Raw genomic sequence first — 26,400 nt, forward strand, 5'->3', positions numbered from 1 at the left:
TGTGCGAAGAGTCGCCGGTGGCGGTGATCAGGCCGCTGGAGGGTGTTGGTACTACTACCACCCGCCGCTTCACTCATGGCCGCTGAAGATTTACCTGACTGGGTCACGTTGTCCCCAGGCAATTGCGGTCGGTACGGTCGCGGCACCGATCCGAAAAGAATCCACACCACGGAGGAAATCGTGGCTCTTCCCCAGCTTACCGAGGAGCAGCGAGCCGCAGCGCTGGAGAAGGCTGCTGCCGCTCGTCGCGCTCGGGCTGAGCTCAAGGAGCGCCTCAAGCGCGGCGGCACGACCCTGACGGACGTGCTCAAGGCCGCCGAGAGCGACGAGGTCCTGGGCAAGATGAAGGTGTCCGCGCTGCTCGAGGCCCTGCCGGGCGTCGGCAAGGTGCGCGCGCAGCAGATCATGGAGCGCCTCGAGATCGCTCCGAGCCGCCGCCTGCGCGGTCTGGGTGACCGCCAGCGCAAGGCCCTGCTCTCCGAGTTCAGCGGAGAGTGAGTGACACCGGGACGGGAGCGGGCTCTGCCCGCTCCCGTCTCACCGTCCTGTCCGGGCCGTCAGGCGTAGGCAAGTCGAGCGTCCTGGCGGAGCTGCGCAAGCAGCAACCCGATGTGTACTTCTCCGTCTCGGCGACCACCAGGAAGCCGAGGCCGGGCGAGGTCGACGGGGTGCACTACCACTTCGTCGACCGCGAGAAGTTCCAGCAGATGATCGACGCCGGCGAGTTCCTCGAACACGCCGAGTTCGCCGGCAACTGCTACGGAACTCCCCGAAAACCGGTCGAGGAAGCACTGGCCGCGGGCAAGCCCGCTCTGCTGGAGATCGAACTGCAGGGAGCGCGGCAGGTCCGAGAGGCCATGCCGGACGCCCAGCTGGTGATGCTGATGCCCCCGTCCTGGGAGCATCTGGTCGTCAGGCTGACCGGACGTGGCACCGAGGACCCGGCGATCGTCGAGCGCAGGCTCGCCATCGCGCGTGAGGAACTCGCGGCCGAAAAAGAGTTCGACGAGGTCGTCGTGAACGCCGACGTGAAGTCGGCGGCCGCCGACTTGCTATCCTTGATGGTCGGACCACGAATCTCAGGAGTTTGAGAGTGATCACCCACACCGAGCTCGGTCATCTGACCGGTTCTCCGGAGGGCATCACCAACCCGCCGATCGACGACCTGCTTGAGCAGGTGAGCTCGAAGTACGCGTTGGTGATCTACGCCGCGAAGCGTGCCCGCCAGATCAACGACTACTACGCGCAGCTCGGCGAGGGCCTGCTCGAGTACGTCGGCCCGCTCGTCGAGCCGGGCCCGCGTGAGAAGCCCCTCTCCATCGCTCTCCGGGAGATTCACGCTGGTCTCCTCGAGCACACCGAGGGCGAGTAAGCGTCTCGGGGAGAGGTCTGTCTGCAGAAGGCGCAGACCGAGCTCGACGCTTGGCGTCTTGTGGGGGCGGAGCCCCCACACCCCCAGCCGGGGGCTCCGCCCCCGGACCCCCGTCCGGGCGCGCGTCTGGACTACCTGCTGGGGCAGTGCACCGGCAACCTGCGGGGGTCCTCCTCGTGGGGGGCGTGGCCCTCATCGGTCGTTCCTCACAGGAGAACTGTTGACTTCCGCTTCGCATGACGTCGTTGATGCCCCCGTCAAACCCCGGATCGTCCTCGGGGTCGGCGGGGGCATCGCCGCGTACAAGGCCTGTGAGGTGCTGCGGCGGCTGACCGAGTCCGGTCACTCGGTGCGGGTCGTCCCCACCGAGGGCGCGCTGAAGTTCGTGGGAGCCGCCACGTTCGAGGCGCTGTCCGGCCAGGTCGTGACCGCTGACCCGTTCGACGACGTGCACGAGGTGCCGCACGTCAAGCTCGGGCAGAACGCCGACCTCGTGGTGGTCGCCCCCGCGACCGCGAACATCATCGCGAAGGCCGCGCACGGCCTCGCGGACGACCTGCTGACGAACACCCTGCTGACCGCGCGCTGCCCGGTCCTGCTGGTCCCGGCGATGCACACCGAGATGTGGGAGCACCCGGCCACCCAGCACAACGTGGCACTGCTGCGCAGCCGCGGTGTCGTCGTCGCCGAACCGGCGAGCGGCCGTCTCACCGGCAAGGACACCGGCAAGGGCCGCCTGCCGGACCCCGCCGAGATCGTCGAGCTGGCCCGGTTGCTGCTGGTGCGCCGTGACGCTCTGCAGCGGACACTGGAGGGCGTGCACGTCGCGATTTCGGCCGGCGGTACGCGCGAACCCCTCGATCCGGTGCGCTTCCTCGGCAACCGCTCGTCCGGCAAGCAGGGCTACGCACTGGCGCGGGTCGCGGCTCAGCGCGGCGCCAGGGTGACGCTGGTCGCGGGCAACACCGCGGATCTCCCGACGCCCGCCGGGGTCGACCTGGTGCGGGTCGGCTCGGCGCTCGAGCTGCGCGACGCCATGCACAAGGTCGCGGCGGACGCGGACGTGGTCGTGATGGCCGCCGCGGTGGCCGACTTCCGGCCCGTCGCACTCGCCGGGCACAAGATCAAGAAGACGTCCGCCGACCCGGACCCGATCACGCTGACGAAGAACCCCGACATCCTCGCGGAGCTCGTTTCCGCACGTCGGGAGGGTCAGGTGATCGTCGGGTTCGCCGCGGAGACGGGTGACGAGACGACCTCGGTGCTCGACTACGGCCGGGTGAAGCTGCGCCGCAAGGGCTGCGACCTCCTGGTCGTCAACGCGGTCGGTGACGGCAAGGCCTTCGAACAGGAGGACAACGCCGGCTGGCTGTTGTCCGCCGAGGGCGCCGAAACCCCTATACCACACGGTTCGAAAGTGCAACTGGCGTCCGTGGTGTGGGACGCAGTTACCGCCCGTTCCGCTGAACCTCAGTAAGCTTTTTACGACGTCACGACTGCGAACAAGGAGTGTCCGTGAGCCAGCACAGCAGCAGGCTGTTCACCAGTGAGTCGGTGACCGAGGGACACCCCGACAAGATCTGCGACGCGATCAGCGACTCGATCCTCGACGCGCTGCTGGCGAAGGACCCGCGCTCGCGTGTCGCGGTGGAGACGCTGGTCACCACGGGGCAGGTCCACGTCGCGGGTGAGGTCACCACGGAGGCCTACGCCGACATCCCCACGATCGTGCGCGAGAAGATCCTGGAGATCGGCTACGACTCGTCCGCTAAGGGCTTCGACGGTCACTCGTGCGGCGTGAACGTCGCCATCGGCGCGCAGTCCCCGGACATCGCGCAGGGTGTCGATGTCGCGTTCGAGAACCGGGTCGAGGGTGCGGCGGACGAGATCGACAAGCAGGGCGCGGGCGACCAGGGCCTGATGTTCGGCTACGCGTGCACCGACACGCCCGAGCTCATGCCGCTGCCGATCGCGCTGGCTCACCGGCTCTCGCGCCGGCTGACCGCGGTCCGCAAGGACGGCACCGTCCCGTACCTGCGCCCGGACGGCAAGACCCAGGTCACCATCGAATACGCGGGCGACCAGCCGGTCCGCCTCGACACGGTGGTGATCTCCACCCAGCACGCCGACGGCATCGACCTGGAGAAGCTGCTCGGTGTCGACCTGCGCACGCACGTGGTCCAGCCGGAGATCGAGGAGCTGGGTCTGGACACGTCCGGTGTGCGGTTGCTGACCAACCCGACCGGCCGGTTCGTCATCGGTGGCCCGATGGGTGACGCGGGCCTGACCGGCCGCAAGATCATCGTCGACACCTACGGCGGCATGGCCCGCCACGGTGGTGGTGCGTTCTCCGGCAAGGACCCGTCGAAGGTCGACCGCTCCGCCGCCTACGCGATGCGATGGGTCGCGAAGAACACCGTCGCGGCCGGCCTGGCCACTCGCGTCGAGGTGCAGGTCGCGTACGCGATCGGCAAGGCGGCGCCGGTGGGTCTGTTCGTCGAGACCTTCGGCACCGAGACGGTCGACCCGCAGAAGATCCAGCAGGCCATCACCGAGGTGTTCGACCTCCGACCGGCCGCGATCATCCGCGACCTCGACCTGCTGCGCCCGATCTACGCCCCGACCGCCGCGTACGGCCACTTCGGCCGCACCGACGTCGACCTGCCCTGGGAGTCGACGGACCGTGCCGACGCCCTGCGCGCTGCCGCCGGCGCCTGATCGTCGTTCAGCGAACGGCCCGCTTCCCTCGGGAGGCGGGCCGTTCCGCGTATTTCCGGCCGCCCGGCGGTCTCCGCAGTGAGTGGGGGAGGACCACCTGCGCGGGGTGCCGCGGCCGTTGGACGTCGAGCTGCCGCGCCTGCGGCTCGTCGACCGGTTGCGGCAACGCTGGTGCCGCCCGGTCACGCTGGTCGTCGCCGGTCCCGGCTTCGGCAAGACCACGGCGCTGGCCCAGGCGGTCCGGGCGAACCTCCTAGACCCGCGCGGCGTCGACGTGTGGGTGACCTGCGGGCCCGGCCACGAGGACGCGAGCACGCTGGCCGCCGCGATCCTGGACGCCCTCGCCACCGCTCACGGTCCTGAGCCGGGCACGCGAGAGGTCATCGCGGCACTGCGTCAGCGAGGCCCGCTCGACGTGTGCCTGCTGCTCGACGACGTCCACGAGATCCCCGGCGGTTCACCGGGAGCCGAGCTCCTCGGTGCCGTCGCACGTGCGTTGCCTGACACCGCGCACCTGGTGCTGTCCGGCCGGTGCGTGAGCCTCCCGCTGGCCCGCAGGGAGGCGGCGGGCGAGGTGGCCACGATCGGGACGGACGACCTGGCCTTCACCGGCGCCGAGACGGCCGCGCTGGCCCGCCGGTTCGGCCGCGAGCTCACCGAGGACCTGCACGGCTGGCCCGCCCTCATCAGGCTGTCGCTCAGCGCCGGGCCCGCCGCGTCGTGGCGCTACGCCGCGGAAGAGGTGCTCAGCCGCGTGTCCGGCGAGGTGCGGACGGCGTTGACGGCGCTGGTCGCCCTCGGGTGCGCGACGGCGGACGAGGTCGGTCCAGGATCTCAGCGACCCCGACCAGCTGGACCAGGCGGTCGCGCTGTGGCGCGGCGAGCCGCTGCCGGACCTGGCGGACGTGTGCGAGGCCGAGATCACCGAGGTGCGGGCCCGGTACGTGCACAACCTGCTGGCACTGGGCGAGCTCCGGCTCGTCACCGCGGATCCGGTGCTGGCGTGGCGGCTGGCCGACCGCGCGCTGAGGCTGGAACCGTTCGAGCCGCGCGGCCACCGGCTGGCGCTGGCCGCAGCGCTGCGCGCACGGAATCCACAAAGGACTGCGGAGACCCGTGCGCGCGTGCTGGACTCGTTGCGGCAGCTCGGGGTGCGCCCCGATCCCGCCACGGAGATCCTGCTGAGGCAGTCGGTCAGCAGCTGACCTGGACCTCCGTGGACGGCGTGCAGAAGTCGAAGCCGGCCTCACCGTCGCCGGCGTCGGCGTTCAGGTCGCCGGACAGCAGGTCCATCCCGTCGCCGCCACGCAGCCGGTCGTTGCCCGGTTCGCCGTGGGCGGTGTCGTCGTCGGGGCCGCCCTGAACCCTGTCGTCGCCCCAGCCGGCGCAGATCAGGTCGTTGCCGCTGCCGCCGTGGATGACGTCGTCGGCGCCGAGACCGAGGATGATGTCGTTGCCGTCCAGGCCCCAGATGTCGTCGGGCAGGGGGCTGCCCTGGATCACGTCCGGCAGCGGGGTGCCCTGGATGAAGCCGGAGCCGGTGATCGTGGGCACGGCGTTGTAGCAGGCCGCGACGTCCGGTCTGTTCTGGAACTCCAGGGGGACCTCGTCCGCTGTGGCGACACCCGCGGTGCACAGGCCGATGGCGAGTGTCGCGGCGGCGATTCGCAGTCTCATGGTTGTTTCCCCTTGTCCGTGTTTGGCGTACGGACAGAAGCGTCACAACCGGGCGTTGCCCGAACGCTAACCGGACCGTCGTGGGGCTCGGTGCCCCGCAACGCGTCGATCAGGTGCGTTGCGGGGAGCACCGAGTGTGCGCGCAACGCCGGCAGCGCCAGGAGGGAGCGCTGGCGCGTACCGGCGAGGCGCAGCACGCCGCCTGGCCCGGTGACTTCGAGGGGTCCGAGCAGGCGGACGTCGAGTGGGTCCACGCATCCAGCGGAGTCCTCGGCACGGACCCTGATACATCGCGCGGACCATGTCAGTTCATACGTGGGTTGGTTCCGCGTCACCATTTGAGACTAGAAACTCGTTCCATGTCGCTTTCTCGTCGTGGGTTCATGGCCGCCGTCGCTGCTGCTGCGTCTGGCACGTTGCTGCCGCCGTCGGTGTACGCCGCATTGGCCCGTGAGCCTCGTGCGGGAGGGTTGCGCGCGATCAAGCACGTCGTGCTGTTGATGCAGGAGAACAGATCGTTCGACCACTACTACGGCACACTTCGTGGCGTGCGCGGGTTCTCGGACCGGAACGCGTTGCGCGGGGTGTTCGACCAGTCGGGCGTGCTGCCGTTCCCGGTGCGCGAGTCGGCCTCCGGGCGGGACATCCACTACATCGGCGACCTGGACCACAGCTGGAACGGCGGGCACTCGGCGTTGCGCGGCGGGTGGAACGACAACTGGGTGCCGGCGAAGACCGCGGCGACGATGGCGTTCTACACGCGGCAGGACATCCCGTTCCACTACGAGCTGGCCGACACCTTCACGTTGTGCGACGCCTACCACTGCTCGGTGCCTTCTTCCACGTCGCCGAACCGGAACTACTGGGTGTCCGGGTACACCGGTTTCGAGCCTTCCGGTGCTCGGGCGACCGGGAACGCGGCCTACAACGAGGACAAGCACACCGGCTACACGTGGAAGACCTACCCGGAACGTCTTGAGGCGGCGGGGAAGTCGTGGCGGGTGTACCAGGAGTGGGACAACTTCCAGGACAACAACCTGGAGTTCTTCGTGCGGTTCAAGGAGATCGCGCGCAAGGTGCTGCCGGCCGGGTTCAAGTCGCTGGACAAGCTCTACGGGACCGGGGACCCGGCGCTGATCGGCGCGATCGACCTGTCGCGGCTCACCGCCGCGGAGAGGTCCTTGTACGACAGGGGACTGCACCGCGTTCGTCCCGGCGGGCTGGGGGAGGCGTTCCGGGCCGATGTCGAGTCCGGCCGGCTGCCCGCTGTCTCCTACCTCGTCCCGTCCTCTGTGGACTCGGAACACCCCGGCGCGTCGTCGCCCGCCGCGTCCGCCTCGATCACCTATCAGGTGTTGGACGCGTTGGCTTCCAACCAGGACGTGTGGGAGTCCACCGTCCTGTTCATCACCTACGACGAGAACGACGGCTTTTACGACCACGTGCCACCGCCGCGTCCGCCGCTGTCCGTCGCCGATGAGTACGTGGGTGACAAGCCGTTGGGGTTGGGCGCGCGCGTGCCGATGACCGTCGTCTCGCCGTGGTCCGTTGGCGGATACGTGTGTTCGCAGGTGTTCGACCACACGTCGATGACGCAGTTCCTGGAGCGGTGGACCGGCGTGCGCTCAGAGGAGATCTCCGCGTGGCGCCGCACCGTGTCGGGTGACCTGACCTCGGTGTTCGATTTCGACCGGCGCCGCACGTGGCCCGAGGTCGGCGAGCCCGCGCCGGTGCCTCCCGCGACGCCGCGCTGGCGTCCCGCGCCGCCGTCGTCGCAGAAGATGCCGGAGCAGGAGCCCGGACGGCGACGTGCGCGCGCTCTGCCGTATCAGCCTGACGCGTCGTTGCGCGGGGAGTTGCTGGAGATGACGAACTCCGGCTCCGCTTCCGTGCACTTCGCGCTGTACCCGTACTCCGGCCAGTTCGCCTTGCCGCAGCACTTCGACGTCGCGTCGTCGGCCTCCCTCGAGGTCGCGGGTGATCACGACCTGGTCTTGCTGGGCCCCAACGGCTTCCGCCGTGAGTTCGCCGGGTCTGCCACGGACCGTGCGCGGGTGTCGTCGTCGGTGCGCGGATACAGCCGCGTGCTGACGCTGACGTTCGAGAACAGCGGCCCGGCACGACTGACGTTCGTGCTGGGCCGGCGGAAGTACGTGGTGCGCCCCGGCCATCGGCACGTGATCCCTTGGCTGACCGTGATGAACTCCGGCTGGTACGACCTGACCGTGACGGTGGAGGAGGAGCCGCGGTTCCGCCGTCGTTTGTGTGGTCACATTGAGAACGGCCAGGAGTCGATCTCCGGTTAACGTGGCCCCGTGGAGATCACGGGGGACGAGATCCGGCGGTTGCTGACGGAGGCCGACGACCTGGATCCCAGCGGGCTGCGCGTGGTCGGCGCGCACATCGAGGGCCAGCTCGACCTGCGGGACCTGGTGGTCAAGCGGCCGCTGGTGCTGCGCGACTGCACGGCTGAGCAGCCGGTGCTGCTCAGCCGGGCGCACTTCTCCCAGCTGGACCTGGAGGGCCTGGTCGCGCCGTCGATCCGGGCCCGCGGCCTGACGGTGGACCACGACCTGCACCTGAGCTCGGCCCGGCTGAGCGGCGACGAGTCGATCTACGCGCTGCACATGCGCATCGGCGGCAGCGTCTACCTCGACGACGGGTTCCAGGCCGCGGGTTCGGTGGTGCTGAGCGGCTCACGAGTCGCGGGCGTGATCTCCTGCCGCGGCGCGCGGTTCGACTCGACCCTGCACCTGGTGGACGTCCAGGTCGGCGACGCGATCTTCTTGTCCCACGGCTGCCGGGCCTCGAGCGACGGCACCCACGCCGCGGTCCGGATGCGCGGCGCCCGTGTCGACGGCCAGATCGTCCTGCGCGACGGCCGCTTCACCTCGCCGGCGGTCGCGGTCGACCTGCGGCACGTCAAGGTCGGCAAGGACCTGCTCATGCCGTTCGAGGGGATCGAGGGTTCCGTTCAGCTGGAAGGCCTGGTCTACGAGGGCCTGCCCCGTGACGCCACAGTGGACGAATGGCTGTCGCTGCTGGCCACGCGCACGCCCTACTACTCGACCCAGCCGTGGGTGCAACTCGCCGCCGCCCACCAGGCGGCCGGGCACGAACGCGACGTCCGGCGAATTCGCGTTGCCGCCCAACGTGATCTGCGCCGCCGCGGCCAGCTGTCGCGGTGGGGCCGGATCTGGCACCTCATCCGCGGCTTGACCATCGGGCACGGCTACCGGCCGGCTCTAGCGTTGTTGTGGCTGGCCGGCGTGCTCGCGGTGTCGGTGGCCGTTGTGCTGGCGTCGGGCGCCGTGCGGTGCTCCGTGGTGGAACAGGTCGGCTACGCGCTGAACGTGGCGACACCCCTGGTCAAGGTCGACGCGGCTCGCTGCACGGTGGACACCGCGTCGGGCGCAGGCCAGTTCGTGCTGGCCTCGACGTGGCTGCTGCAGATCCTGGCCTGGGCGTTCGCCACCCTGTTCGTGGCGGGCTTCACCGGTTTGGTGAGGCGCAACGCGTGACTGTCGGGGGTGTCTGATACACCAAGAGGCATGAGCGCGAAGACCGGAGCAAGGCGAGGGGAACGAGTCCCCGCGGCCGTGCTGCCGGTCGCCCGCATAGTCGTGGACGTGCCGCTGGCCCACCTCGACCGCCCCTTCGACTACGCGGTTCCGTCCGAACTGGACGAGGCGGCCGTACCGGGCTGCCGCGTCCGCGTCCGTTTCGCGGGCCAGCTCGTCGACGGCTACCTCCTCGAACGAGTCGAGACCTCCGACTACGAGAAGAAGCTCGCCTTCATCGAAAAGGTGGTCTCACCCGAGCCGGTGCTGACGCCGGAAATCGCCGCCCTGGCCCGCGCCATCGCCGACAGGTACGCGGGCGGCATGATCGACGTGCTCAGGCTCGCGATCCCACCCCGTCACGCCCGAGCGGAAGCCGCCGCGCCCAGCGCCCCGGCACCGCTGCCCCAGGTCCCGGCGTGGGTGTCGCAGCAGCAGGTGGGCGCCTCGTCCGACGCGGCCGCCGACTCCGCGCCCGCCTCCGCTGCGGCCGTCGGCTCCGACTCCGCTGCACCGGCTGCGGAGCTCGAGCCGGCCACGCCGTCCGTCGAGCTCGAGTCGTCCGCACCGTCTGCCAACTCCTGGTCCGCCGCACCGGCTGCGGAGCCCGAGTCGGCCACGCCGTCCGTCGACCTCGCGTCGGCCGCGCGGTCCGCGTCGGTCGCACCATCCGCCGAGTCCGCATCGACCGCGCCGTCCGCCCACTCGACGTCGGCCGCTGCACCTGCCGGGGATTCCGTCACCTTCGCCGAGCCCTCGTCGGCTGCCGCGCTTGCCGGGGACGCCGTGACCTCCGCCAAGCCGATCGCACCCGCCGCAGGACCGACCGTGTCCACCGCGGCCCTGAGCGCACCGGTCACCGAACCCGTCGCTCCTGCCACAGCGCCTGCCGCCCCTTCAGTCGAGCGCACCGCCCCTTCAGTCGAGCGCACCGCTCGTGCCGCCGAGTCCGCTGCTCCCACTGCCGAATCTGCCGCTCCCACCGCCGGGCCTGTTTCTCCCACCGCGGGGGCCATCGCTTCTGGTGCCGAGTCCGTTCCTGCTGGTGCCGAGCCCACCGCTCCCACCGCCGGACCTGTTTCTCCCACCGCCGGGTCCGCCGCTCCTGGTGCGGAGTCCGTCCCTGCTGGCGGCGTGGCACCGCCCGTGCGTTCGCAGCTGCCGCCCGTCCCCGCCGACGCCTGGTCCCGCTACCCCCGTGGGCCCAAGTACCTCGAAGCACTCCGCTCCGGCCGGCCCGCTCACGCCGTCTGGCAGGCCCTGCCCTCAGAGGACTGGCCTGCGCGCCTGGCCGAGGCGGCTGCCGCGGTCGCTTCCACCGGCCGGGGTGTCGTCATCGTCGTTCCGGACCACCGCGATCTGGCGCGTGTTTCCGAGGCGTGCGACAGGCTGATCGAGGGCGTGGTGACCCTGTCCGCCGACCTGGGGCCGTCGGAGCGCTACAAGCGCTGGCTGGCCGTGCGGCGGGGGATCGCCAGGGTTGTCGTGGGCACCCGCGCCACCGCGTTCGCCCCGGTCAGGGATCCCGGTCTGCTGGTCGTGTGGGACGACGGCGACGACCTGCACGTTGAGCCGCGTTCGCCGTATCCGAACGTGCGTGACGTGCTCGTTCAGCGCGCGCACATGTCCGGGGCGGCGCTGCTGATCGGTGGCTTCGCTCGTACGGCCGAGGCGCAGCTCCTGGTCGAGACGGGCTGGGCCCACGAGATCGTGGCCTCCCGGGAGACCCTGCGGGCCGTGGCGCCGCGCGTCGTGTCGGTGGGCGACAACGAGTGGCAGGAGGTCAAGGACCCGGCCGCACGTACGGCGCGTCTGCCGTCCATCGCGTTCGACGCGGCTCGTTTCGCTCTGACCGACTCGCCGGTTCTCATTCAGGTGCCGCGTCGCGGGTATGTGCCCGCGCTCGCCTGCGGGCAGTGCCGGGGGCCCGCGCGTTGCCGGCGGTGTGCGGGGCCGCTGGCGTTGCCCGGCGGCACCGAGGACGGGATGCCGAAGCCCGCGTACTGCCGGTGGTGTGCGGCCACGGAGGCAGGGTTCCGGTGTCCTACGTGTGGATCTCGTCGGCTGCGCGGTCAGGTCATCGGTGCCCGGCGCACGGCGGAGGAGCTGGGGCGGGCGTTTCCCGGGTATCCGGTGCGCACCAGCGGCGCCGACGAGGTGCTCACCAAGGTGCCGGGCAAGCCCTCCCTGGTCGTGGCCACGCCGGGCGCCGAACCCGTGGCCGAGGGCGGTTACGGTGCTGTGCTGTTGCTCGACGGCTGGGCGTTGCTCGGGCGCGCCGACCTGAGGGCGTCCGAGGAGGCGCTGCGCCGCTGGATGACGGCTGCCGGCCTGGTGCGCCCCGGCAACGGACGCGTGGTCGTCATCGCGGACTCGGGCCTGACGCCGGTGCAGGCGCTGGTGCGCTGGGACCCGGTGTGGCACGCGGCCACCGAGCTCGCCGCGCGGACGGAGCTCGGGTTCCCCCCGGCGGTGCGGATGGCGACCATCGACGGCACGCCGGACGCGGTGAACGCGCTGCTCGACGAGCTGCGGTTGCCGCCCACCGGCGAGATCCTCGGGCCCGTGCCGCTGGGCGACGACGAGACCAAGGAGCGGGCGCTGGTCCGGGTCGCCCGCAGCGAGGGCCGTCAGCTGGCCGCCGTCCTGGCCGAGGCGCAGGCCGTGCGGACCGCGCGGAAGGAACAGGAGCTGGTGCGCATCAAGCTTGATCCGCTGGAGGTCCTCTGACCGGCTGCCGCTTGGTCAGCCCTCGTGGTACGAGCGCAGGTTCGCGATGTGGTCGCGGATGTCGTCGTCGGTGAGCTTCTCGTACTCGAGGTACTCGCTCATGTACGTCATCAGGTCGACGCGCTCCGGGTGGTCCTCGCTCGCGATGACGTGCGCCGTCGTGCCCGCGATGCCCGCCGGGAACAGCAGGAAGCCGTCGAGGCCCGCCATGGTGTCGAAAGAGGCGTTCTTGGCCTCCCACAGCGTCCAGACGTCCTCCTCACGGCCGCACTCGGCGAGGAGCAGCGCGGCGAGGAGCATCGCCTCGCTCACGCCCCAGCCCTCTCGGTGGGCAGCCGTCTCCTCGGCCAGGAGGTGGCGCAGGAGGTCCGCGTCGTCGTCGCGGCGCTGGCTCAGCAGCAGCCGCAGGACGTCCTCGCGGTCGGCCTCGTCGAGCGGGGTGTTCGCGAAATCCGTTCGCAACCGGTCAAGATCGATCACCTCCGCACCTTAGGCCTTCCTCAAGGACAGTGTTGCCATCCGGTCGTAACGGAGTAGAAGAGTGCGCATGTTGCGAACGGTTGCCGCACTGACGCTGTCCGTCGTACTGGTCGCTCCTGCGCACGCAGGTGCGGCGGAACCACCGCCTCGCGTGCCGGAGCAGGTCGGCTGGGGCGGTGCCGTCTCCAGCGTCGACCCCGACGCGTCCCAGATCGGTATCGACGTGCTTCGCCGCGGTGGCAACGCCGTCGACGCCGCCGTCGCGACCGCCGCCGCGCTCGGCGTGACCGACCCGTTCAGCGCGGGCATCGGTGGCGGCGGGTTCTTCGTCCACTACGACGCGCGCACCAAACGCGTCTCCACTCTGGACGGACGTGAGACCGCACCGCGCGCCGCGACCGAGCAGCTCTTCGTGGAGAACGGCAAGCCGCTCCCGTTCGCCGAGGCGATGACCAGCGGCCTGTCCGTCGGTGTCCCCGGCACGCCGAAGACGTGGCAGCAGGCCCTGCGCAAGTGGGGCACGCTGAACCTGCGCGAGGCCATGGCGCCCGCCGAAGCGCTGGCACGGCGCGGTTTCGTCGTCGACCAGACGTTCAACTCGCAGATCGCGAACAACGCCGCCCGCTTCGCCGACTTCACCTCGACCCGTGATCTCTACCTGCCGGGCGGCCAGCCGCCTGCCGTCGGGAGCACGTTCCGCAACCCGCAGCTGGCCGACACCTACCGCGAACTGGCCCGCACCGAGCTCGCCTCCCTCTACGGCGGCGCGGTGGGCCGCGACCTGGTGAAGACGGTCCAGCAGCCCCCGGTCGTGCCCGGCTCGACCCGCAACGTCCGCCCCGGCGCCATGGAGATCTCCGACCTGGCCCGCTACCAGGTGGAACGCCGCGACCCCACGCACTCGCGCTACCGCGGCCTGGACGTCTACGGCATGGCGGCCCCGTCGTCCGGCGGCACCACCGTCGGCGAGGCGCTCAACATCCTGGAGTCGACCGACCTCTCCAAGGCGTCCGACGTCGAGTACCTGCACCGCTTCATCGAGTCGACCAAGCTCGCCTTCGCCGACCGCCTGCGCTGGGTGGGTGACCCGGCCTTCTCCCGCGTCCCGACCGAGGGCCTGCTCTCGCAGAAGTTCGCCGACTCCCGCGCGTGCCTGATCAAGCCCGACGCCGTGCTGCCCGCCCCGCAACCGGCAGCCGATCCGTACAACCCGAAGGCGTGCGAGGCGACCGCCGGCCTCTCGGCACTGCGTGAGGACGCCGAACGCACCACCCACCTCACCACGGCCGACCGCTGGGGCAACGTCGTCGCCTACACCCTCACGATCGAGGCGGAGGGCGGCAGCGGCATCGTCGTCCCCGGCCGGGGCTTCCTGCTCAACAACGAGCTCACCGACTTCGAGTTCGTCGCCCCGACCGCCGGCGTCCCGCACCCGAACCTCCCCGGCCCCGGCAAGCGCCCGCGCTCGTCCATGTCCCCGACCATCGTCCTGGACCACGGCAAGGTCGTCCTCGCGGTCGGCTCCCCAGGCGGCTCCACCATCATCACCACGGTCACCCAGATCCTGACCGCCCGCCTGGACCGCAAGATGTCCCTGCGTGACGCCGTGGCCGCCCCGCGCGCCTCCCAGCGCAACGCGGCCACGACCCCGGCAGAGGCGGCGTTCATCGCGGCCGCCACGACCCCGGGCCTGCAGGCCATCGGCCACAAGTTCAGCCAGAACGCCGAGATCGGCGCCGCCACCGCCGTCGAACGGGCCTCGGACGGCCGCTGGCGCGCGGTGGCCGAACCGACGCGGCGCGGGGGAGGAGCGGCCCGCGTGGTGAAGGTGGGCTGAGCGCGACCTCGGTCACCTTTGCTCGAACCCCGGCTGGAGTGCGGAAGCCCGCACTCCAGCCGGTCGCATGACAAGTCCCGTGTGGACGATGCGCTACCCGGCGACCACGGTCTCGCCCCAGGTCAGGTCCTGGTCGGGAGCCGCGGTGCAGTGGACGCTCATCTGCGTCTGCACACCGCTGAACTTGTGGAAGCTGAGCCGGATGTCACCGCTGCTCGCGAACCGCCACTGGCCGGGCAGGGCATCACCCGGATACAGCTGCCGGTCGGAGACCGGACCGGTGACGCCGGCGGCGAACCGGTCGACGGCGATACCGCGGCCGATGTCGCCGCCGAGGTTCTGCGGCCAGTCCTCAACACCGTCGTGGTGCACCGACAGGTGTGCGGCAGTTACGGAGACCTGGTCGAACAAGGTCACTCCGCGCGCGGCGAGCTCAGGGCCCAGTACGTCGAGGTCGAGCCGCACCGAGACGCCCCAGCCGCTCGCGGTCAGCGGAGCGGTCGACGGTGATGTGGCCGGCACGGTGCCGAGGAGCCGATATCCGCCGCGCACGGTGAGCGTGGCCTCCGGCTTTCCGGCGGTGCGCAGCCGAGCCTCGCACGAAGCGGACAGCTCCCCCGTGGACGCCCCGGCCGGTGCGCCGGCCGCGAACACGACCGACACGACTGCCGCGAGCACGGCGGCGAACCGGACAGTGGTTCTTCGCATTGCGGTGAGTCCTCCCTTGCCTGCCTTCCAGGCCCCACCGCCATGCTGGCACGCGGCACCGACAGTCCTGGATGCGCTTGCACAGCACGGAAAACGCGCAAGAACTGTCAGACCTCCCGACTAGTCTTGAAATTGGGGGAACCCGGCCGAAGCCGTGTGTGTGGTGCGTGCACTACTGGTTGGTGTGTCCGTCGATGCGTTCGCGGATGAGGTCGGCGTGGCCGTTGTGCTGTGCGTACTCCTCGATCATGTGGATGTAGAGCCAGCGCACCGAAATCTCACCCGCCCGTTCGTGCAGGAAGGTGTCGTCGAGGTCGCGCGTGGCGGCCGCCGTGCGGGCTTCGGCCATTTCGGCGACGAGATCTGCGTACTCGGCCTCGGCGCGGGCCGGGTCCAGGTCCTCGAAGGCGCCGTCCCACTTGCCAGGCTCGCTGTAGCGGGCCCTGACGTCGTGGCCCGCCAGGCGGACGCGGAACCAGACGCGCTCGACGTCGGTCAGGTGACGGATCAGGCCCAGCAGGCTGAGGTTCGACGGCGGTGCGGAGGCCGTGGCGAGCTGCTCGCCGGTCAGGCCCGCGCAGTTGCGCAGGAAGGTGGCTCGATGGCGGTCGAGCCACGCTTCCAGCATCGGGCGTTCGGCGCCGACGAGCGGTTCGTCGGCCGGTTCTGCTTCGGGTGCCGTCCAGGTCATCCGCTCATGATCAACCCATCGGGCCCTCGTAGACGACCGCGTTCTTCGCGTCGCGGACCGTGACCTGGATGGCTCTGGGGTCGGTCAGGCCGGTCACCTGGGGGAGTGCGGCGACGAAGAAGCCCTCGGTGACGTTCACCGTCTGAGCGGGCGTGGAAGCGCCGCGCAGTTCGACGGTTTTCGCGTCGCGGCTGGTGCGTCCGACCATGAGGAAGCCGGCGTCGCCGATGGCTCCGCTGACGATGGCCGGCTTGTTCTCCCCCGCGGGGAGGCCGGGGCGGGGCTGCAGGGTCTCAGGGCCAGTGGTGAACGTGCAGGTGGCCCATTCCCGGTGGTCGCGGTGCGCCACCAGGATGCCCTGGGCCGAGATCAGGGGCTCCCAGCCGCGCAGGTCCTCGGCGCGCGTGCCGTTCGCGTAGGCGTTGTCCGCGCACCTGGCCACGATGTTCGCCGGGGTCCACGGGTCGGCGTTGCCGCTCTCGAAGCTGTCGAAGGTCGCGGCGGCCGGCAGGACGGCGCCGGCCGGGAGCGGCACGGTGCGGTTGTCGAAGACCAGCTCGGTCACGGTGAGCGGGACCGGTGTGTGGATCACGAAGAAGTCCGGTGTCACGACGGCGGCGCTGGACGCCCGGCTGTGGGACGTCGAGACCTCGCGGGCGCGGGCCGTCAGCGCGCCGAGCGGGGGGACGCCCGCGATGATCTGACCGGACCGGTAGGTGATCGAGCCCGCTTCCAGCTGGACGGGCCGCGCGTCCGGCGCGGCGACGCCGGCGGTGGAAGCGGCCAGTTCGCAGAAGCGGCTGTTCTCGCCGACGAGGACCTTCTGCAGGCCGAAGACCACCATTTCGGTGGAGGACCAGTTCGGGTCGTTCAGCGCGGCGCGGCAGCGGGAGAGGTCCTGGCTCGACGGGGTGTGGACGTCGCCTCGGCCGGGAGCGGGAGTCCTGTCGACGACCGACTGAGTGATGGCGATGCCGCTCGCGATCAGGAGCGCCACACCGGCCGCCACGGCGAGCGGGGTGTGGTCTCGCCGGCTCCGGACCTCGGTGAAGTCGGGGCGCATGCGTTCCCTGACGTCCGCCGGCAGCCGGCGGCGGGGTGGCAGGTCGATGGTCATCACTCCACCTCCAGGGTGTCGTCGAGGAGTTCCTTGCGCAGGCGGGACCGGGCACGGGAGATGCGCGAGCGCACGCTCACCTCGGCCACGCCCGCGGCCTCCGCGGCTTCCGCGGCGGACAGTTCGCCGAGCAGGACGAGCTGCACCGCCTCGCGTTCGGCGCGGGGGAGGCGTTCGACGGCCCGCAGCACCCGGCTCAGCCGCGCCTCGTGGTCGAGGGCCGACGCGACCTCGTCCGCGTGGTCGCGCTGCACGTCGTTGCGGGGCACGCGCAGCAGGAGACGGGTGAACCTGGCTTTGCGGCGGAACTCGGACCTCGCCAGGTTGCCCGCGACGGTGAACAGCCACGGCAGCGCGCTGTCCCGCACCAGGGTCATCTCGGCCCGGCGGCGCCAGGCCGTCAAGAAGGTCGCCGAGGTCAGATCCTCCGCCGTCGACCACGACGCGGTCAGCCGGTAGGCGTGGTTCCACACCGCCTCGGCGTAGCGGTCGTACAGCAAGCCGAACGCCTGCTCGTCGCCTCGTGCCCACAGTTCGGCGTCCGGCGGGGCGTCGTCGGGCACTGCGGCCGCCCCCTCCCAGCTCGGTCGCATCAGCCTCATGACCTGGAGGTGTCCACCTTCCGGCCGAGTGTTGCACCCGATCTTCCTACCTCGGGCTGACCGAAGCTCGATACTGCGAGCCGATGTGGGCTGACCTGCGCGAACGGCACAGTGTGTGGCATGACGACGACGACTTTCACCGGCACTGCGGCGGCCCACTTCAACTTCCACGCGTTGTTCCGCCCGGTGCTCACGGCGCTGCGTTTCACCGGTCATTTCGTCGTGGCGCTGGTAGGCGTGATCTTCCTCGGCAGCGCGTCCGAGCACTGACCGCGCTCCTCGTAGACTGGCCTCCAGTCCACCACGAGGAGCATTGCGTGACCGTCCAACCCATCCGCCTGTTCGGCGACCCGGTGTTGCGCACCCCCGCCGTCGAGGTCACCGACTTCGACAAGGAGCTGCGCACCCTGGTCAAGGACCTGTGGGACTCGATGCAGAACGCGGGCGGAGCGGGACTCGCCGCGCCTCAGCTCGGCGTTGGACTGCGGGTGTTCACCTACCACTGCGACGGCTTCGCGGGACACCTCGTCAACCCGACGTGGGACGTGGTCGGCGAGGAGATGCAGGACGGCCCCGAGGGCTGCCTGTCCATCCCCGGCATGTCGTGGGACTGCAAGCGCCACCTGCACGTCGTGGCCAAGGGCTGGAACATGCACGGTGAGCCGGTCGAGGTCGAGGGCACCGAGACGCTGGCCCGCTGCATCCAGCACGAGACGGACCACCTCGACGGCGTGCTGTTCCTCGACCGCCTCGACGCCGAGACCCGCAAGCAGGCCATGCGGGAAATCCGGCAGTCCGAGTGGTTCGACGGTACGGTCCCCACCTTGAAGCAGAGCCCGCACCCACTCTTCGGCAGGTCCAGCTGACCATGCGACTCGTGTTCGCCGGTACGCCCGAGGTCGCACTTCCCTCGCTGCGCGCCTTCATCGACTCTCCCCGCCACGACGTCGTCGCCGTGGTCACCCGTCCCGACGCCCCCTCCGGCCGCGGCCGCAAGCTGGAGCGCTCGCCCGTCGCCGCGCTCGCCGACGAGCACGGCATCGAGGTGCTGACGCCCGCCAAGGCCGGCGACCCGGACTTCCTGGACCGCCTGCGCGCGCTCGAGCCCGACCTCTGCCCGGTCGTCGCCTACGGCAACCTGCTGCCGCAGCGGACGCTCGACATCCCGCGGTTCGGCTGGGTCAACCTCCACTTCTCCGTGCTGCCCGCGTGGCGCGGTGCCGCGCCGGTGCAGGCCGCCGTGCGCAACGGCGACGACATCACGGGCGCCTCGACGTTCCGGATCGTGCGCGAGCTCGACGCCGGCCCGGTGTTCGGCGTGGTCACCGAGAAGGTGCGCGAGCGCGACACCTCCGGCGACCTGCTGGCCCGGCTGTCCGAGTCGGGCGCCCAGCTGCTGCTGTCCACTGTGGACGGCATCGAGGACGGCACCCTGCGTGCCGTCGAGCAGCCGGCCGACGGCGTCACGTACGCCGCCAAGATCACCGTCGAGGACGCACGCCTCGACTTCACCGCGCCCGCCGTGGTCGTCGACCGCCTGGCGCGCGCCGTGACGCCGGAGCCCGGCGCGTGGGCCGAGTTCCGGGGCGAGCGGCTGAAGCTCGGCCCGGTGACACCCGTGGACGACGTGACGCTGCCCGCGGGCGAGGTGCTCGTCGAACGCAAGCGCGTGCTCGTCGGCACGGCGACCACCGCCGTGGCCCTCGGTGAGGTCCAGGCGCAGGGAAAGAAGCGCATGGCCGCCACCGACTGGGCCCGCGGCGTGCGCATCGAGGCAGGGGAACACATCGCATGACCGGCTACTCGCGAGGAGCTTCCAAGCCTTCCCGCCCGCGCAGGCCACACCCGCCGCGCCGGCGCACCGGACCCTCCCGGCCGCCCGTGGAGGACCCGGCACGCCTCGCCGCGCTGGAGACGTTGCGGGCCGTGCGGCAGCGCGACGCGTACGCGAACCTCGTGCTGCCACAGCTGTTGCGCGAGCGCCGCATCACAGGCCGTGATGCCGCGCTGGCCACCGAGCTCACCTACGGCGCGGCGCGAGCCCAGGGCCTGCTCGACGCCGTCATCGAGGCGTGCTCCGACCGCCCGCTGTCCGAAGTGGACGGCTCGGCGCTCGACGCGTTGCGGCTCGGTGCGTATCAGCTGCTACGCACCCGCATTCCGGCACACGCGGCGGTCGCCTCGACCGTCGACCTCGTGCGGGCCGAGCTCGGCTCCGGGATCGCGGGCTTCGTCAACGCCGTCCTGCGCCGGATCGCCGAGCAGGACGAGGCCGCGTGGGTCGACGAGCTGGCGCCCGACCCGGACACAGATCCGATCGGCAACCTCGCCTTCACCCACGCCCACCCGCGCTGGATCGCGCAGGCGTTCGCGGAGGCCCTCGGCAGCCGGGACGAGCCGCTGAAGCGCGCCCTGGAGGCCGACGACGCCCGACCGGCCGTGCACCTGGTCGCACGTCCCGGCGAGGTGAGCGCCGACGAGCTCGCCGCGATCGTCGGCGGCGACGTGGCGCCCTACTCGCCCTACGGCGTGCACCTGGAGGCCGGGGCGGGCGACCCGGGCGATCTCGAGCCCGTCCGGGAACGCCTCGCCAACGTGCAGGACGAGGGCAGCCAGCTGTGCGCCCTGGCCCTCACCCGCGCGCCTCTGGAAGGCGGCGAGGGTGATGCCGGCGGGGGTACGGACGACCGCTGGCTGGACCTCTGCGCGGGCCCCGGCGGCAAGGCCGCGCTGCTCGCCGCCCTGGTCGGCCTCGAAGGCGGCGAGCTGATCGCCGTGGAGAAGGCACCCCATCGCGCCGAGCTCGTGCGCAAGATCACCTCAGGCCTGCCGGTGACCGTGCACGTGGCCGACGGCCGCGAGACCGACTTCGTCGAAGGGGCGTTCGACCGCGTACTGGTCGACGCGCCCTGCACCGGTCTCGGTGCACTGCGCAGGCGCCCGGAGGCGCGGTGGAGGCGCCAGCCCACCGACGTCGGCACGCTCACGAAGCTGCAGCACGAACTGCTCACCGAGGCGTTGCGACTGGTGCGTCCTGGCGGCGTGGTCGGTTATGTCGTGTGCTCACCTCATCTCTCGGAGACCGTCGGGGTGGTGACGGACGTCGCCCGGCGGACGGGGGCCGAAGTGCTGGACGCGCGGGAGTTCTTCCCGGGAGTTCCGGACCTCGGGGAAGGGCCGCACGTTCAGCTCTGGCCTCATCTGCACGGCACCGACGCGATGTTCTGCGCGGTGCTGCGACGCCCTGTTCGAGCGCTCGTGAACGACGGTAGTGACGGGGTCTGACAGTTCCGGGCGGTTGATGGGCGCGGGGGATCCGGGCGGCAACACGGCCGGTGACGTGCACGGTGGCGTCACCCAGATCGGTGACATCCACGGTGACGTGCACATCGGCTGCTCTCCGGCTCGGCGGTGACGGAGGGTGGCCGAGGGAGCTGTCGGTGCCCTGGTCGTGGTGGTAGCGGCCACGATCGTGTGGCGCACTCGTGGCTCAGAACGCCAGCACCGCGGAGGTCGTGGTCGTCGGGATCCGGGTGGAGCTGAAAGGGACGTCCACGCCCGGAGCGCGCGGATCGGGTCCCAGGCGCACCGTGCGCACCCGGTGAGGTGCCGGTGCGGGAGTTCACGATCGGCTTCGACACCGCGGCTCACGCCGCGGCCGAAACCGGTGAGACCAGGGGAGGACGCGGCCACGTCGACGTCCCCGTACCGCGTGCGCCGCGGTGATCCCGAGGTGTTCGAGATCGGGTTGGTCACCGAGGGCCGCGACTGCCGCTTCGCTCTCGTCGTGGACCGGGTTGCGAACGGCGAGCAGAAGTCGACCACGGCAGGCGATTTCCGCGTCGTTCCCCGATGATCGTCCACCCCGGACGATCCGCCTAACATCGGCGCAATGACACGTGGACTGCTCGGACTCGTCGCAAGCGGCTGCGGCGGCGTCGAAATTTGGTTCAGGAAGGACCTTGCCGAACCCGCGGCACAGCGGGGCTGGCGGCTCGCCATCACGCTGACCCCGACCGTGGTCCCGTGGTTCGAGGAAGCGGGCGAGCTGGACAAGCTCCAGGCCCTCACGGACCTCGACATCCGCTGGACCCCGCGCCTGCCGAGCCAGCCCAAGCCCTACCCGACGCCGGACGCGGTCATCTTCGCCCCCGCCAGCGCGAACTCGGTGGCCAAGCTGGCCCTGGGCATCGGCGACAACCAGGCGCTGACCGCGTTGAACGAGGCCATCGGCGTCGAGGGATGCAAGGTCGTCGTCATGCCCCAGGCCAACGCGGACAAGCGCCGGCACCCGATGTGGGAGACGCACGTCGCGACGCTCACCGGAGCGGGTGTCGTGGTGGTCACTGACGAGGCTCCCGGCAGGCTGCTCGACCTGCTGGACACCTAGACTTCACCCTTGTGGTCCACACGCCGATGATCGCCCCCAGCATCCTGTCCGCCGACTTCGCGCGGCTCGCCGACGAGCTCGCCGCGGTGCCCACGTCGGACTGGATCCACGTCGACGTCATGGACAACCACTTCGTGCCGAACCTGACGCTCGGCCTGCCCGTGGTGAAGTCGCTGCTCAAGGTGACCGACATCCCGATCGACTGCCACCTGATGATCGACGACCCGGACCGCTGGGCCATCGGGTACGCAGAGGCGGGCGCGTACAACGTGACCGTGCACGTCGAGGCGGCCGACGATCCCGTCGCGCTGGCCAGGAACCTCAGGGCGGCGGGTGCGAAGGCCGGGCTCAGCATCAAGCCGGGCACGCCGCTGGAGCCGTACGTCGACGTGCTCAAGCACTACGACACGCTGCTCGTCATGTCGGTCGAGCCCGGCTTCGGCGGGCAGAAGTTCATGGCCGACGTGCTCGAGAAGGTGAGGACGGCCCGTCGTCTCGTCGACACCGGGCACCTCAAGCTGATCGTGGAGATCGACGGCGGCATCAACGCCGACACGATCGAACAGGCCGCGCAGGCCGGAGTGGACTGCTTCGTCGCCGGGTCCGCCGTCTACGACGCCGCCGATCCCGGCAAGGCCGTCGAGGCCCTGCGCGCCCAGGCAGCCGGGGCGAGGTGACGCCCGAGGACGCGATGGTGCTCGCCATCGCGGAGAGCGAGCGGGTGCGGGGCACCACCAGCCCCAACCCGCCGGTCGGCTGCGTCGTCCTGGACGAACACGGCAGACCGGTCGGTTTCGGTGGCACGCAGCCACCCGGTGGCCCGCACGCCGAGGTCATGGCGCTCAAGGAAGCCGGCACGAGGGCCCGCGGCGGCACGGCGGTGGTCACCCTCGAGCCGTGCTCCCACTTCGGCCGCACGCCGCCGTGCACCGAGGCGCTCGTCGAAGCCGGCGTCAAGCACGTCATCCACGCCGTCAGCGACCCGAACCCGGACGCCGGGGGCGGCGCGGCCCAGCTGGAACGGGCCGGCATCACGGTGACGAGCGGCCTGCTCGCGGACCAGATCGGCAACGGCCCGCTCCGGGCGTGGCTGCACTTCGCCAGAACGGGACGCCCGCACGTCACGTGGAAGTACGCCGCGTCGCTCGACGGCCGGATCGCGGCGCAGGACGGCACCAGCCAGTGGATCAGCTCGGAGACCTCCCGCAAGGAGGTCCACGCCATGCGCGCGAAGCTGGACGCCATCATCGTCGGCACGAACACGGTCAAGAAGGACGATCCCGCGCTGACGGCCAGGGACGACGACGGAATGCCGTTGCCCCGCCAGCCGTTGCCCGTGGTGATGGGCATGAGCGACCTGCCGGACGGGGCCAAGCTCCGGCACACCGCGCTGCACCTGCGCACGCACGACCCGGACGAGGTGCTGAGCGCGCTCGCCGCTCGAGGTGTGGTGGACGTCCTGCTCGAAGGCGGGTCAACTGTGGCCGGCGCGTTCCTGCGCGCTGGGAGAATCGACCGCGTGCTCGCCTACATCGCGCCGGCGATCCTCGGGGACGGGCCCGCGGCGATCCTCGGCGCGGGCGTGTCAACCATCACGGACGCTGTCCGGTTGACCGTGCAAGACGTCACCATGAGCGGACCGGACTTGCGGATCAGCGCGGTTCCGCAAACTTAGGAGGAGCGGTGTTCACCGGGATCGTCGAGGAACTCGGCCACGTGGTCGCGACGGAGGATCTGCCCGACGCGGCACGGATCCGCATCGCGGGACCGATCGTGACCAGCGACGCCAAGCACGGCGACTCCATCGCTGTGAACGGCGTCTGCCTCACCGTCGTGGAGGTCGAGAACGACACCTTCACCGCCGACGTGATGCGCGAGACGCTCGTGCGCAGCAGCCTCGCGAAGGTCGCCCAGGGCGACCGGGTCAACCTGGAGCGCGCGGCCGCGGTCGGCCAGCGCCTCGGCGGCCACATCGTGCAGGGTCACGTCGACGGCACGGGCACGATTCTCGCGCGGGAGAAGGCGGAGCACTGGGAGATCGTCCACATCGGACTGCCGCCCCAGCTCGCCCGCTACGTCGTGGAGAAGGGCTCCATCACCGTCGACGGCGTCTCGCTGACGGTCGTGACCGTCTCCGAGGACCAGTTCACCGTGAGCCTCATCCCCACGACGCTCGAACTCACCACGCTCGGGCACCGCCTGCCCGGCGACCTGGTGAACCTGGAGGTCGACGTGCTCGCGAAGTACGTTGAACGACTGGCCATCCCGCACCTGCGGGCCATTGCGGGCGAGGAGGCCCAGTGAGCACGGAGTTCGCGGAAATCGAGCGGGCGATCAAGGACATCGCCGCCGGTCGTCCCGTGGTCGTCGTCGACGACGAGGACCGCGAGAACGAGGGCGACCTGATCTTCGCCGCCGAGAAGGCGACGCCGGAGCTGCTCGCGTTCATGGTGCGCTACACGTCCGGTTACATCTGCGTGCCGCTCACCGAGGCCGACTGCGACCGCCTCGACCTGCCGCCGATGTTCCACACCAACCAGGACGTGCGGGGCACCGCGTACACCGTCACCGTCGACGCGCGTGAGGGCGTCAGCACCGGCATCTCGGCCGCGGACCGCGCCCGCACGATCCGGCTGCTCGCCGACCCGACCTCGAAGGCCAGCGACTTCAACCGTCCCGGTCACGTCGTGCCGTTGCGCGCCAAGGCCGGTGGCGTGCTGCGCCGTCCCGGTCACACCGAGGCCGCCGTCGACCTGTCGCGGCTGGCCGGGTTGTCACCCGCGGGTGTGCTCTGCGAGATCGTGTCGCAGAAGGACGAGGGCGACATGGCCCGCCGCGACGAGCTGGAAGTGTTCGCCGCGGACCACGACCTCGCGCTGATCACGATCGCCGACCTGATCGCGTACCGCCGCCGGGTCGAGACCCAGGTCGAACGGGTCGCGGAGGCGCGGATCCCGACGGCGCACGGCGTGTTCACCGCCGTCGGCTACGACAGCCTGCTCGACGGCATCGAGCACGTCGCGCTGGTGTACGGCGAGATCGGCGACGGCGAGGACGTGCTGGTGCGCGTGCACTCCGAGTGCCTCACCGGTGACGTCTTCGGCTCACTGCGCTGCGACTGCGGCCCGCAGCTCGACGCGGCACTGGAAGCCGTTGCAGCACAAGGACGTGGCGTCGTGCTGTACATGCGCGGGCACGAGGGCCGCGGCATCGGGCTGATGCACAAGCTGCAGGCCTACCAGCTGCAGGACCAGGGCGCGGACACCGTGGACGCGAACCTCGCGCTGGGCGTTCCCGCCGACGCCCGCGACTACGGCACGGGCGCGCAGATCCTCGTGGACCTCGGTATCAAGTCCATGCGGCTGCTCACGAACAACCCGGCCAAGCGCGTCGGTCTGGAGGCCGGATACGGTCTGCGGGTGCTCGACCGGGTGCCGCTGCCGATCTCCCCGAACCCGGAGAACCTGCGGTACCTGCGCACCAAGCGCGACCGGATGGGTCACGAGCTGCACCAGCTGGAGCAGTACGAGGCCGTTGTTTCCGCTACGGAGGACCAGGAATGAGTGGCGAGGGCCGTCCTGAGCAGACACAGCTCGACGGCAAGGGCCTGAGCGTCGCGATAGCGGCGACGCGCTGGCACACCAAGATCACCGACCAGCTCGTCGAACGCGCGCTGGAGGCGGCGAAGGACGCGGGCTGTGCGGACACGACCGTCGTGCGCGTCGCGGGCGCGATCGAGCTTCCCGTTGTGGTGCAGGAGCTCGCGCGCCACCACGACGCCGTCGTCGCGCTGGGCGTCGTGATCCGCGGTGGCACCCCGCACTTCGAGTACGTGTGCGACTCGGTGACCGACGGCCTCACGCGGGTCGCGCTGGACGAGTCGACGCCGGTCGGCAACGGCGTGCTGACGTGCGACACCGAGGAACAGGCGCTGGCCCGTGCCGGCCTGCCGGACTCGGTGGAGGACAAGGGGTACGAGGCGACCGTGGCCGCGATCGACACCGCGCTGGTGCTGCGCGGCCTGCGTCAGCCGTGGACCGAGCGGGGGTTCGAGTGACCACCCTCGTCTTCCGCCCCAAGAAGATCCGCCGCGTCGCGTGGGCGTGCGCGATCGGCCTGGTCGCCGTGTTCACCGTGGTCGGGCTGCTGCTGGGCAACACCCCGACCGGCGTGATCTTCCGGACGTCCGACCAGGTCGCCATGATCATCCTGGGCTTCCTGCTGGCGGGCGGCGTGCTGCTGCTGACCCGCCCCCGCGTCACCGCCGACGCCTCGGGTGTCGACGTGCGCAACGTCGTGACGTCCCACCACTTCGACTGGAAGGACGTGCTCTCGGTGAGCTTCCCGGACGGTGCCGCGTGGGCCCGCCTGGAGCTGCCGGAGGACGAGTACATCTCGGTGATGGCCGTGCAGGCCGTGGACCGCGAGTACGCCGTGTCGTCCGTGCGCGCGCTGCGTGAGTTGCACAAGGCGGCGCAGAACCAGCGATGAGTTCCGCCGGCTGAGGGAGTCTGCACG

The 26,400-nt window shown here is 70.9% G+C and carries 29 protein-coding genes and 2 pseudogenes; 23 read left to right on the forward strand and 8 right to left on the reverse strand.

Features of this window, described 5'->3' with window-relative positions; translation table 11 throughout:
* The first annotated feature begins 180 nt into the window (after positions 1-180).
* From mihF to metK, 5 genes are all read left to right on the forward strand, one after another.
* Positions 181-498 (forward strand): integration host factor, actinobacterial type, encoded by a 318-nt coding sequence (gene mihF / locus ABFX45_RS06045; RefSeq protein WP_030471603.1) that lies wholly within the window; start codon positions 181-183, stop codon positions 496-498.
* On the forward strand, positions 495-1,091 hold the full coding sequence (gene gmk, locus ABFX45_RS06050) for a guanylate kinase (protein WP_109640345.1): 597 nt from the start codon (positions 495-497) through the stop codon (positions 1,089-1,091). Before mihF ends, gmk begins: the two co-directional genes overlap by 4 nt.
* A 2-nt stretch (positions 1,092-1,093) precedes the next feature.
* On the forward strand, positions 1,094-1,372 hold the full coding sequence (gene rpoZ / locus ABFX45_RS06055; protein ID WP_045313812.1) for a DNA-directed RNA polymerase subunit omega: 279 nt from the start codon (positions 1,094-1,096) through the stop codon (positions 1,370-1,372).
* Between the two features lie 220 nt (positions 1,373-1,592).
* A complete protein-coding gene (coaBC, locus tag ABFX45_RS06060) occupies positions 1,593-2,849 on the forward strand; it encodes a bifunctional phosphopantothenoylcysteine decarboxylase/phosphopantothenate--cysteine ligase CoaBC (protein WP_346128227.1) in 1,257 nt (418 codons plus the stop codon).
* A 38-nt stretch (positions 2,850-2,887) separates the two neighbouring features.
* Positions 2,888-4,090 carry a methionine adenosyltransferase gene (metK, locus tag ABFX45_RS06065; protein ID WP_170166654.1) on the forward strand — a complete coding sequence of 401 codons (1,203 nt, stop codon included), beginning with the start codon at positions 2,888-2,890 and terminating at the stop codon, positions 4,088-4,090.
* 253 nt (positions 4,091-4,343) lie between these two features.
* Here metK and ABFX45_RS06070 read toward each other — a convergent pair whose 3' ends face one another.
* Positions 4,344-4,532 carry a hypothetical protein gene (locus ABFX45_RS06070; protein WP_346128230.1) on the reverse strand — a complete coding sequence of 63 codons (189 nt, stop codon included), beginning with the start codon at positions 4,530-4,532 and terminating at the stop codon, positions 4,344-4,346.
* Between the two features lie 15 nt (positions 4,533-4,547).
* On the reverse strand, positions 4,548-4,760 hold the full coding sequence (locus ABFX45_RS06075; protein WP_112229443.1) for a hypothetical protein: 213 nt from the start codon (positions 4,758-4,760) through the stop codon (positions 4,548-4,550).
* A gap of 181 nt (positions 4,761-4,941) precedes the next feature.
* Between ABFX45_RS06075 and ABFX45_RS06080 the strand changes: the two genes are divergently transcribed.
* On the forward strand, positions 4,942-5,295 hold the full coding sequence (locus tag ABFX45_RS06080; protein ID WP_346128577.1) for a bacterial transcriptional activator domain-containing protein: 354 nt from the start codon (positions 4,942-4,944) through the stop codon (positions 5,293-5,295).
* Here ABFX45_RS06080 and ABFX45_RS06085 read toward each other — a convergent pair.
* Positions 5,285-5,767, reverse strand: a complete 483-nt coding sequence (locus ABFX45_RS06085) for a calcium-binding protein (RefSeq protein WP_346128232.1) — start codon at positions 5,765-5,767, stop codon at positions 5,285-5,287. The genes ABFX45_RS06080 and ABFX45_RS06085 overlap by 11 nt on opposite strands.
* A 359-nt stretch (positions 5,768-6,126) precedes the next feature.
* On the opposite strand from ABFX45_RS06085, the gene ABFX45_RS06090 reads away from it, so the two are divergent.
* From ABFX45_RS06090 to ABFX45_RS46345, 4 genes and pseudogenes are all read left to right on the forward strand, one after another.
* A complete protein-coding gene (locus ABFX45_RS06090; protein ID WP_346128234.1) occupies positions 6,127-8,073 on the forward strand; it encodes a phosphocholine-specific phospholipase C in 1,947 nt (648 codons plus the stop codon).
* Between the two features lie 9 nt (positions 8,074-8,082).
* On the forward strand, positions 8,083-9,288 hold the full coding sequence (locus ABFX45_RS06095) for a hypothetical protein (protein ID WP_346128236.1): 1,206 nt from the start codon (positions 8,083-8,085) through the stop codon (positions 9,286-9,288).
* 30 nt (positions 9,289-9,318) lie between these two features.
* Positions 9,319-9,669 (forward strand): annotated as a pseudogene (locus tag ABFX45_RS46340) (primosomal protein N' family DNA-binding protein); the annotation flags it as partial.
* A 798-nt stretch (positions 9,670-10,467) separates the two neighbouring features.
* Positions 10,468-12,057 (forward strand): annotated as a pseudogene (locus tag ABFX45_RS46345) (primosomal protein N'); the annotation flags it as partial.
* Between the two features lie 15 nt (positions 12,058-12,072).
* Here the strand turns inward: ABFX45_RS46345 and ABFX45_RS06105 are convergent.
* Complete coding sequence (locus tag ABFX45_RS06105; protein ID WP_109640336.1) at positions 12,073-12,537, reverse strand: hypothetical protein; 465 nt, start codon at positions 12,535-12,537, stop codon at positions 12,073-12,075.
* A 67-nt stretch (positions 12,538-12,604) separates the two neighbouring features.
* Between ABFX45_RS06105 and ggt the strand changes: the two genes are divergently transcribed.
* Positions 12,605-14,374 (forward strand): gamma-glutamyltransferase, encoded by a 1,770-nt coding sequence (gene ggt, locus ABFX45_RS06110; RefSeq protein ID WP_109640393.1) that lies wholly within the window; start codon positions 12,605-12,607, stop codon positions 14,372-14,374.
* A 93-nt stretch (positions 14,375-14,467) separates the two neighbouring features.
* Here the strand turns inward: ggt and ABFX45_RS06115 are convergent, their stop codons facing one another.
* The 4 genes from ABFX45_RS06115 to ABFX45_RS06130 all read right to left on the reverse strand — a co-directional run bounded on the left by ABFX45_RS06115 (position 14,468) and on the right by ABFX45_RS06130 (position 17,492).
* Complete coding sequence (locus ABFX45_RS06115) at positions 14,468-15,082, reverse strand: hypothetical protein (RefSeq protein ID WP_112229449.1); 615 nt, start codon at positions 15,080-15,082, stop codon at positions 14,468-14,470.
* 172 nt (positions 15,083-15,254) lie between these two features.
* Positions 15,255-15,773 carry a DinB family protein gene (locus ABFX45_RS06120; protein ID WP_346128241.1) on the reverse strand — a complete coding sequence of 173 codons (519 nt, stop codon included), beginning with the start codon at positions 15,771-15,773 and terminating at the stop codon, positions 15,255-15,257.
* 10 nt (positions 15,774-15,783) lie between these two features.
* Positions 15,784-16,890 carry a hypothetical protein gene (locus ABFX45_RS06125; RefSeq protein WP_346128243.1) on the reverse strand — a complete coding sequence of 369 codons (1,107 nt, stop codon included), beginning with the start codon at positions 16,888-16,890 and terminating at the stop codon, positions 15,784-15,786.
* Positions 16,890-17,492: a sigma-70 family RNA polymerase sigma factor gene (locus tag ABFX45_RS06130; protein ID WP_428834089.1), complete on the reverse strand. Its 603-nt coding sequence runs from the start codon at positions 17,490-17,492 to the stop codon at positions 16,890-16,892. Before ABFX45_RS06130 ends, ABFX45_RS06125 begins: the two co-directional genes overlap by 1 nt.
* A 120-nt stretch (positions 17,493-17,612) precedes the next feature.
* On the opposite strand from ABFX45_RS06130, the gene ABFX45_RS06135 reads away from it, so the two are divergent.
* The 12 genes from ABFX45_RS06135 (at position 17,613) to ABFX45_RS06190 (ending at position 26,373) form a co-directional block, all read left to right on the forward strand.
* Positions 17,613-17,762, forward strand: a complete 150-nt coding sequence (locus ABFX45_RS06135; protein ID WP_346128245.1) for a hypothetical protein — start codon at positions 17,613-17,615, stop codon at positions 17,760-17,762.
* Between the two features lie 47 nt (positions 17,763-17,809).
* A complete protein-coding gene (gene def / locus ABFX45_RS06140; RefSeq protein WP_109640332.1) occupies positions 17,810-18,358 on the forward strand; it encodes a peptide deformylase in 549 nt (182 codons plus the stop codon).
* A 2-nt stretch (positions 18,359-18,360) separates the two neighbouring features.
* Entirely contained in the window at positions 18,361-19,287 is a 927-nt protein-coding gene (fmt, locus tag ABFX45_RS06145; protein ID WP_109640331.1) for a methionyl-tRNA formyltransferase, read from the forward strand.
* Positions 19,284-20,777 carry an RsmB/NOP family class I SAM-dependent RNA methyltransferase gene (locus ABFX45_RS06150; protein ID WP_112229454.1) on the forward strand — a complete coding sequence of 498 codons (1,494 nt, stop codon included), beginning with the start codon at positions 19,284-19,286 and terminating at the stop codon, positions 20,775-20,777. The genes fmt and ABFX45_RS06150 overlap by 4 nt, the downstream gene beginning before the upstream one ends.
* A 382-nt stretch (positions 20,778-21,159) precedes the next feature.
* Entirely contained in the window at positions 21,160-21,348 is a 189-nt protein-coding gene (locus tag ABFX45_RS06155; RefSeq protein WP_346128248.1) for a hypothetical protein, read from the forward strand.
* 36 nt (positions 21,349-21,384) lie between these two features.
* Complete coding sequence (locus ABFX45_RS06160) at positions 21,385-21,882, forward strand: flavoprotein (RefSeq protein WP_346128250.1); 498 nt, start codon at positions 21,385-21,387, stop codon at positions 21,880-21,882.
* A 26-nt stretch (positions 21,883-21,908) separates the two neighbouring features.
* Positions 21,909-22,559, forward strand: a complete 651-nt coding sequence (gene rpe / locus ABFX45_RS06165) for a ribulose-phosphate 3-epimerase (protein WP_346128252.1) — start codon at positions 21,909-21,911, stop codon at positions 22,557-22,559.
* A 14-nt stretch (positions 22,560-22,573) separates the two neighbouring features.
* Positions 22,574-23,557, forward strand: coding sequence for a bifunctional diaminohydroxyphosphoribosylaminopyrimidine deaminase/5-amino-6-(5-phosphoribosylamino)uracil reductase RibD (ribD, locus tag ABFX45_RS06170; RefSeq protein ID WP_109640391.1), 984 nt, complete (start codon positions 22,574-22,576; stop codon positions 23,555-23,557).
* An 8-nt stretch (positions 23,558-23,565) separates the two neighbouring features.
* Complete coding sequence (locus tag ABFX45_RS06175) at positions 23,566-24,186, forward strand: riboflavin synthase (protein WP_109640328.1); 621 nt, start codon at positions 23,566-23,568, stop codon at positions 24,184-24,186.
* Entirely contained in the window at positions 24,183-25,445 is a 1,263-nt protein-coding gene (locus tag ABFX45_RS06180) for a bifunctional 3,4-dihydroxy-2-butanone-4-phosphate synthase/GTP cyclohydrolase II (protein ID WP_109640327.1), read from the forward strand. Before ABFX45_RS06175 ends, ABFX45_RS06180 begins: the two co-directional genes overlap by 4 nt.
* Positions 25,442-25,939, forward strand: coding sequence for a 6,7-dimethyl-8-ribityllumazine synthase (gene ribH, locus ABFX45_RS06185; RefSeq protein ID WP_109640326.1), 498 nt, complete (start codon positions 25,442-25,444; stop codon positions 25,937-25,939). The genes ABFX45_RS06180 and ribH overlap by 4 nt, the downstream gene beginning before the upstream one ends.
* Positions 25,936-26,373, forward strand: a complete 438-nt coding sequence (locus tag ABFX45_RS06190; protein ID WP_109640325.1) for a PH domain-containing protein — start codon at positions 25,936-25,938, stop codon at positions 26,371-26,373. The genes ribH and ABFX45_RS06190 overlap by 4 nt, the downstream gene beginning before the upstream one ends.
* The last annotated feature ends 27 nt before the right edge of the window (positions 26,374-26,400 follow it).

The sequence above is a fragment of the Lentzea roselyniae genome (assembly GCF_039537795.1).
Classification (GTDB): Bacteria; Actinomycetota; Actinomycetes; order Mycobacteriales; family Pseudonocardiaceae; genus Lentzea; species Lentzea atacamensis.

Coding starts and splice junctions, on each gene's coding strand:
- ABFX45_RS06085 (WP_346128232.1), bottom strand. CDS start 5,767: ATGAGACTGCGAATCGCCGCCGCGACACTCGCCATCGGCCTGTGCACC.
- ABFX45_RS06090 (WP_346128234.1), top strand. CDS start 6,127: ATGTCGCTTTCTCGTCGTGGGTTCATGGCCGCCGTCGCTGCTGCTGCG.
- ggt (WP_109640393.1), top strand. CDS start 12,605: ATGTTGCGAACGGTTGCCGCACTGACGCTGTCCGTCGTACTGGTCGCT.
- ABFX45_RS06115 (WP_112229449.1), bottom strand. CDS start 15,082: ATGCGAAGAACCACTGTCCGGTTCGCCGCCGTGCTCGCGGCAGTCGTG.
- ABFX45_RS06120 (WP_346128241.1), bottom strand. CDS start 15,773: ATGACCTGGACGGCACCCGAAGCAGAACCGGCCGACGAACCGCTCGTC.
- ABFX45_RS06125 (WP_346128243.1), bottom strand. CDS start 16,890: ATGACCATCGACCTGCCACCCCGCCGCCGGCTGCCGGCGGACGTCAGG.
- ABFX45_RS06130 (WP_428834089.1), bottom strand. CDS start 17,492: ATGAGGCTGATGCGACCGAGCTGGGAGGGGGCGGCCGCAGTGCCCGAC.
- ABFX45_RS06135 (WP_346128245.1), top strand. CDS start 17,613: ATGACGACGACGACTTTCACCGGCACTGCGGCGGCCCACTTCAACTTC.
- fmt (WP_109640331.1), top strand. CDS start 18,361: ATGCGACTCGTGTTCGCCGGTACGCCCGAGGTCGCACTTCCCTCGCTG.
- ABFX45_RS06150 (WP_112229454.1), top strand. CDS start 19,284: ATGACCGGCTACTCGCGAGGAGCTTCCAAGCCTTCCCGCCCGCGCAGG.
- ABFX45_RS06160 (WP_346128250.1), top strand. CDS start 21,385: ATGACACGTGGACTGCTCGGACTCGTCGCAAGCGGCTGCGGCGGCGTC.
- rpe (WP_346128252.1), top strand. CDS start 21,909: ATGATCGCCCCCAGCATCCTGTCCGCCGACTTCGCGCGGCTCGCCGAC.
- ribD (WP_109640391.1), top strand. CDS start 22,574: ATGGTGCTCGCCATCGCGGAGAGCGAGCGGGTGCGGGGCACCACCAGC.
- ribH (WP_109640326.1), top strand. CDS start 25,442: ATGAGTGGCGAGGGCCGTCCTGAGCAGACACAGCTCGACGGCAAGGGC.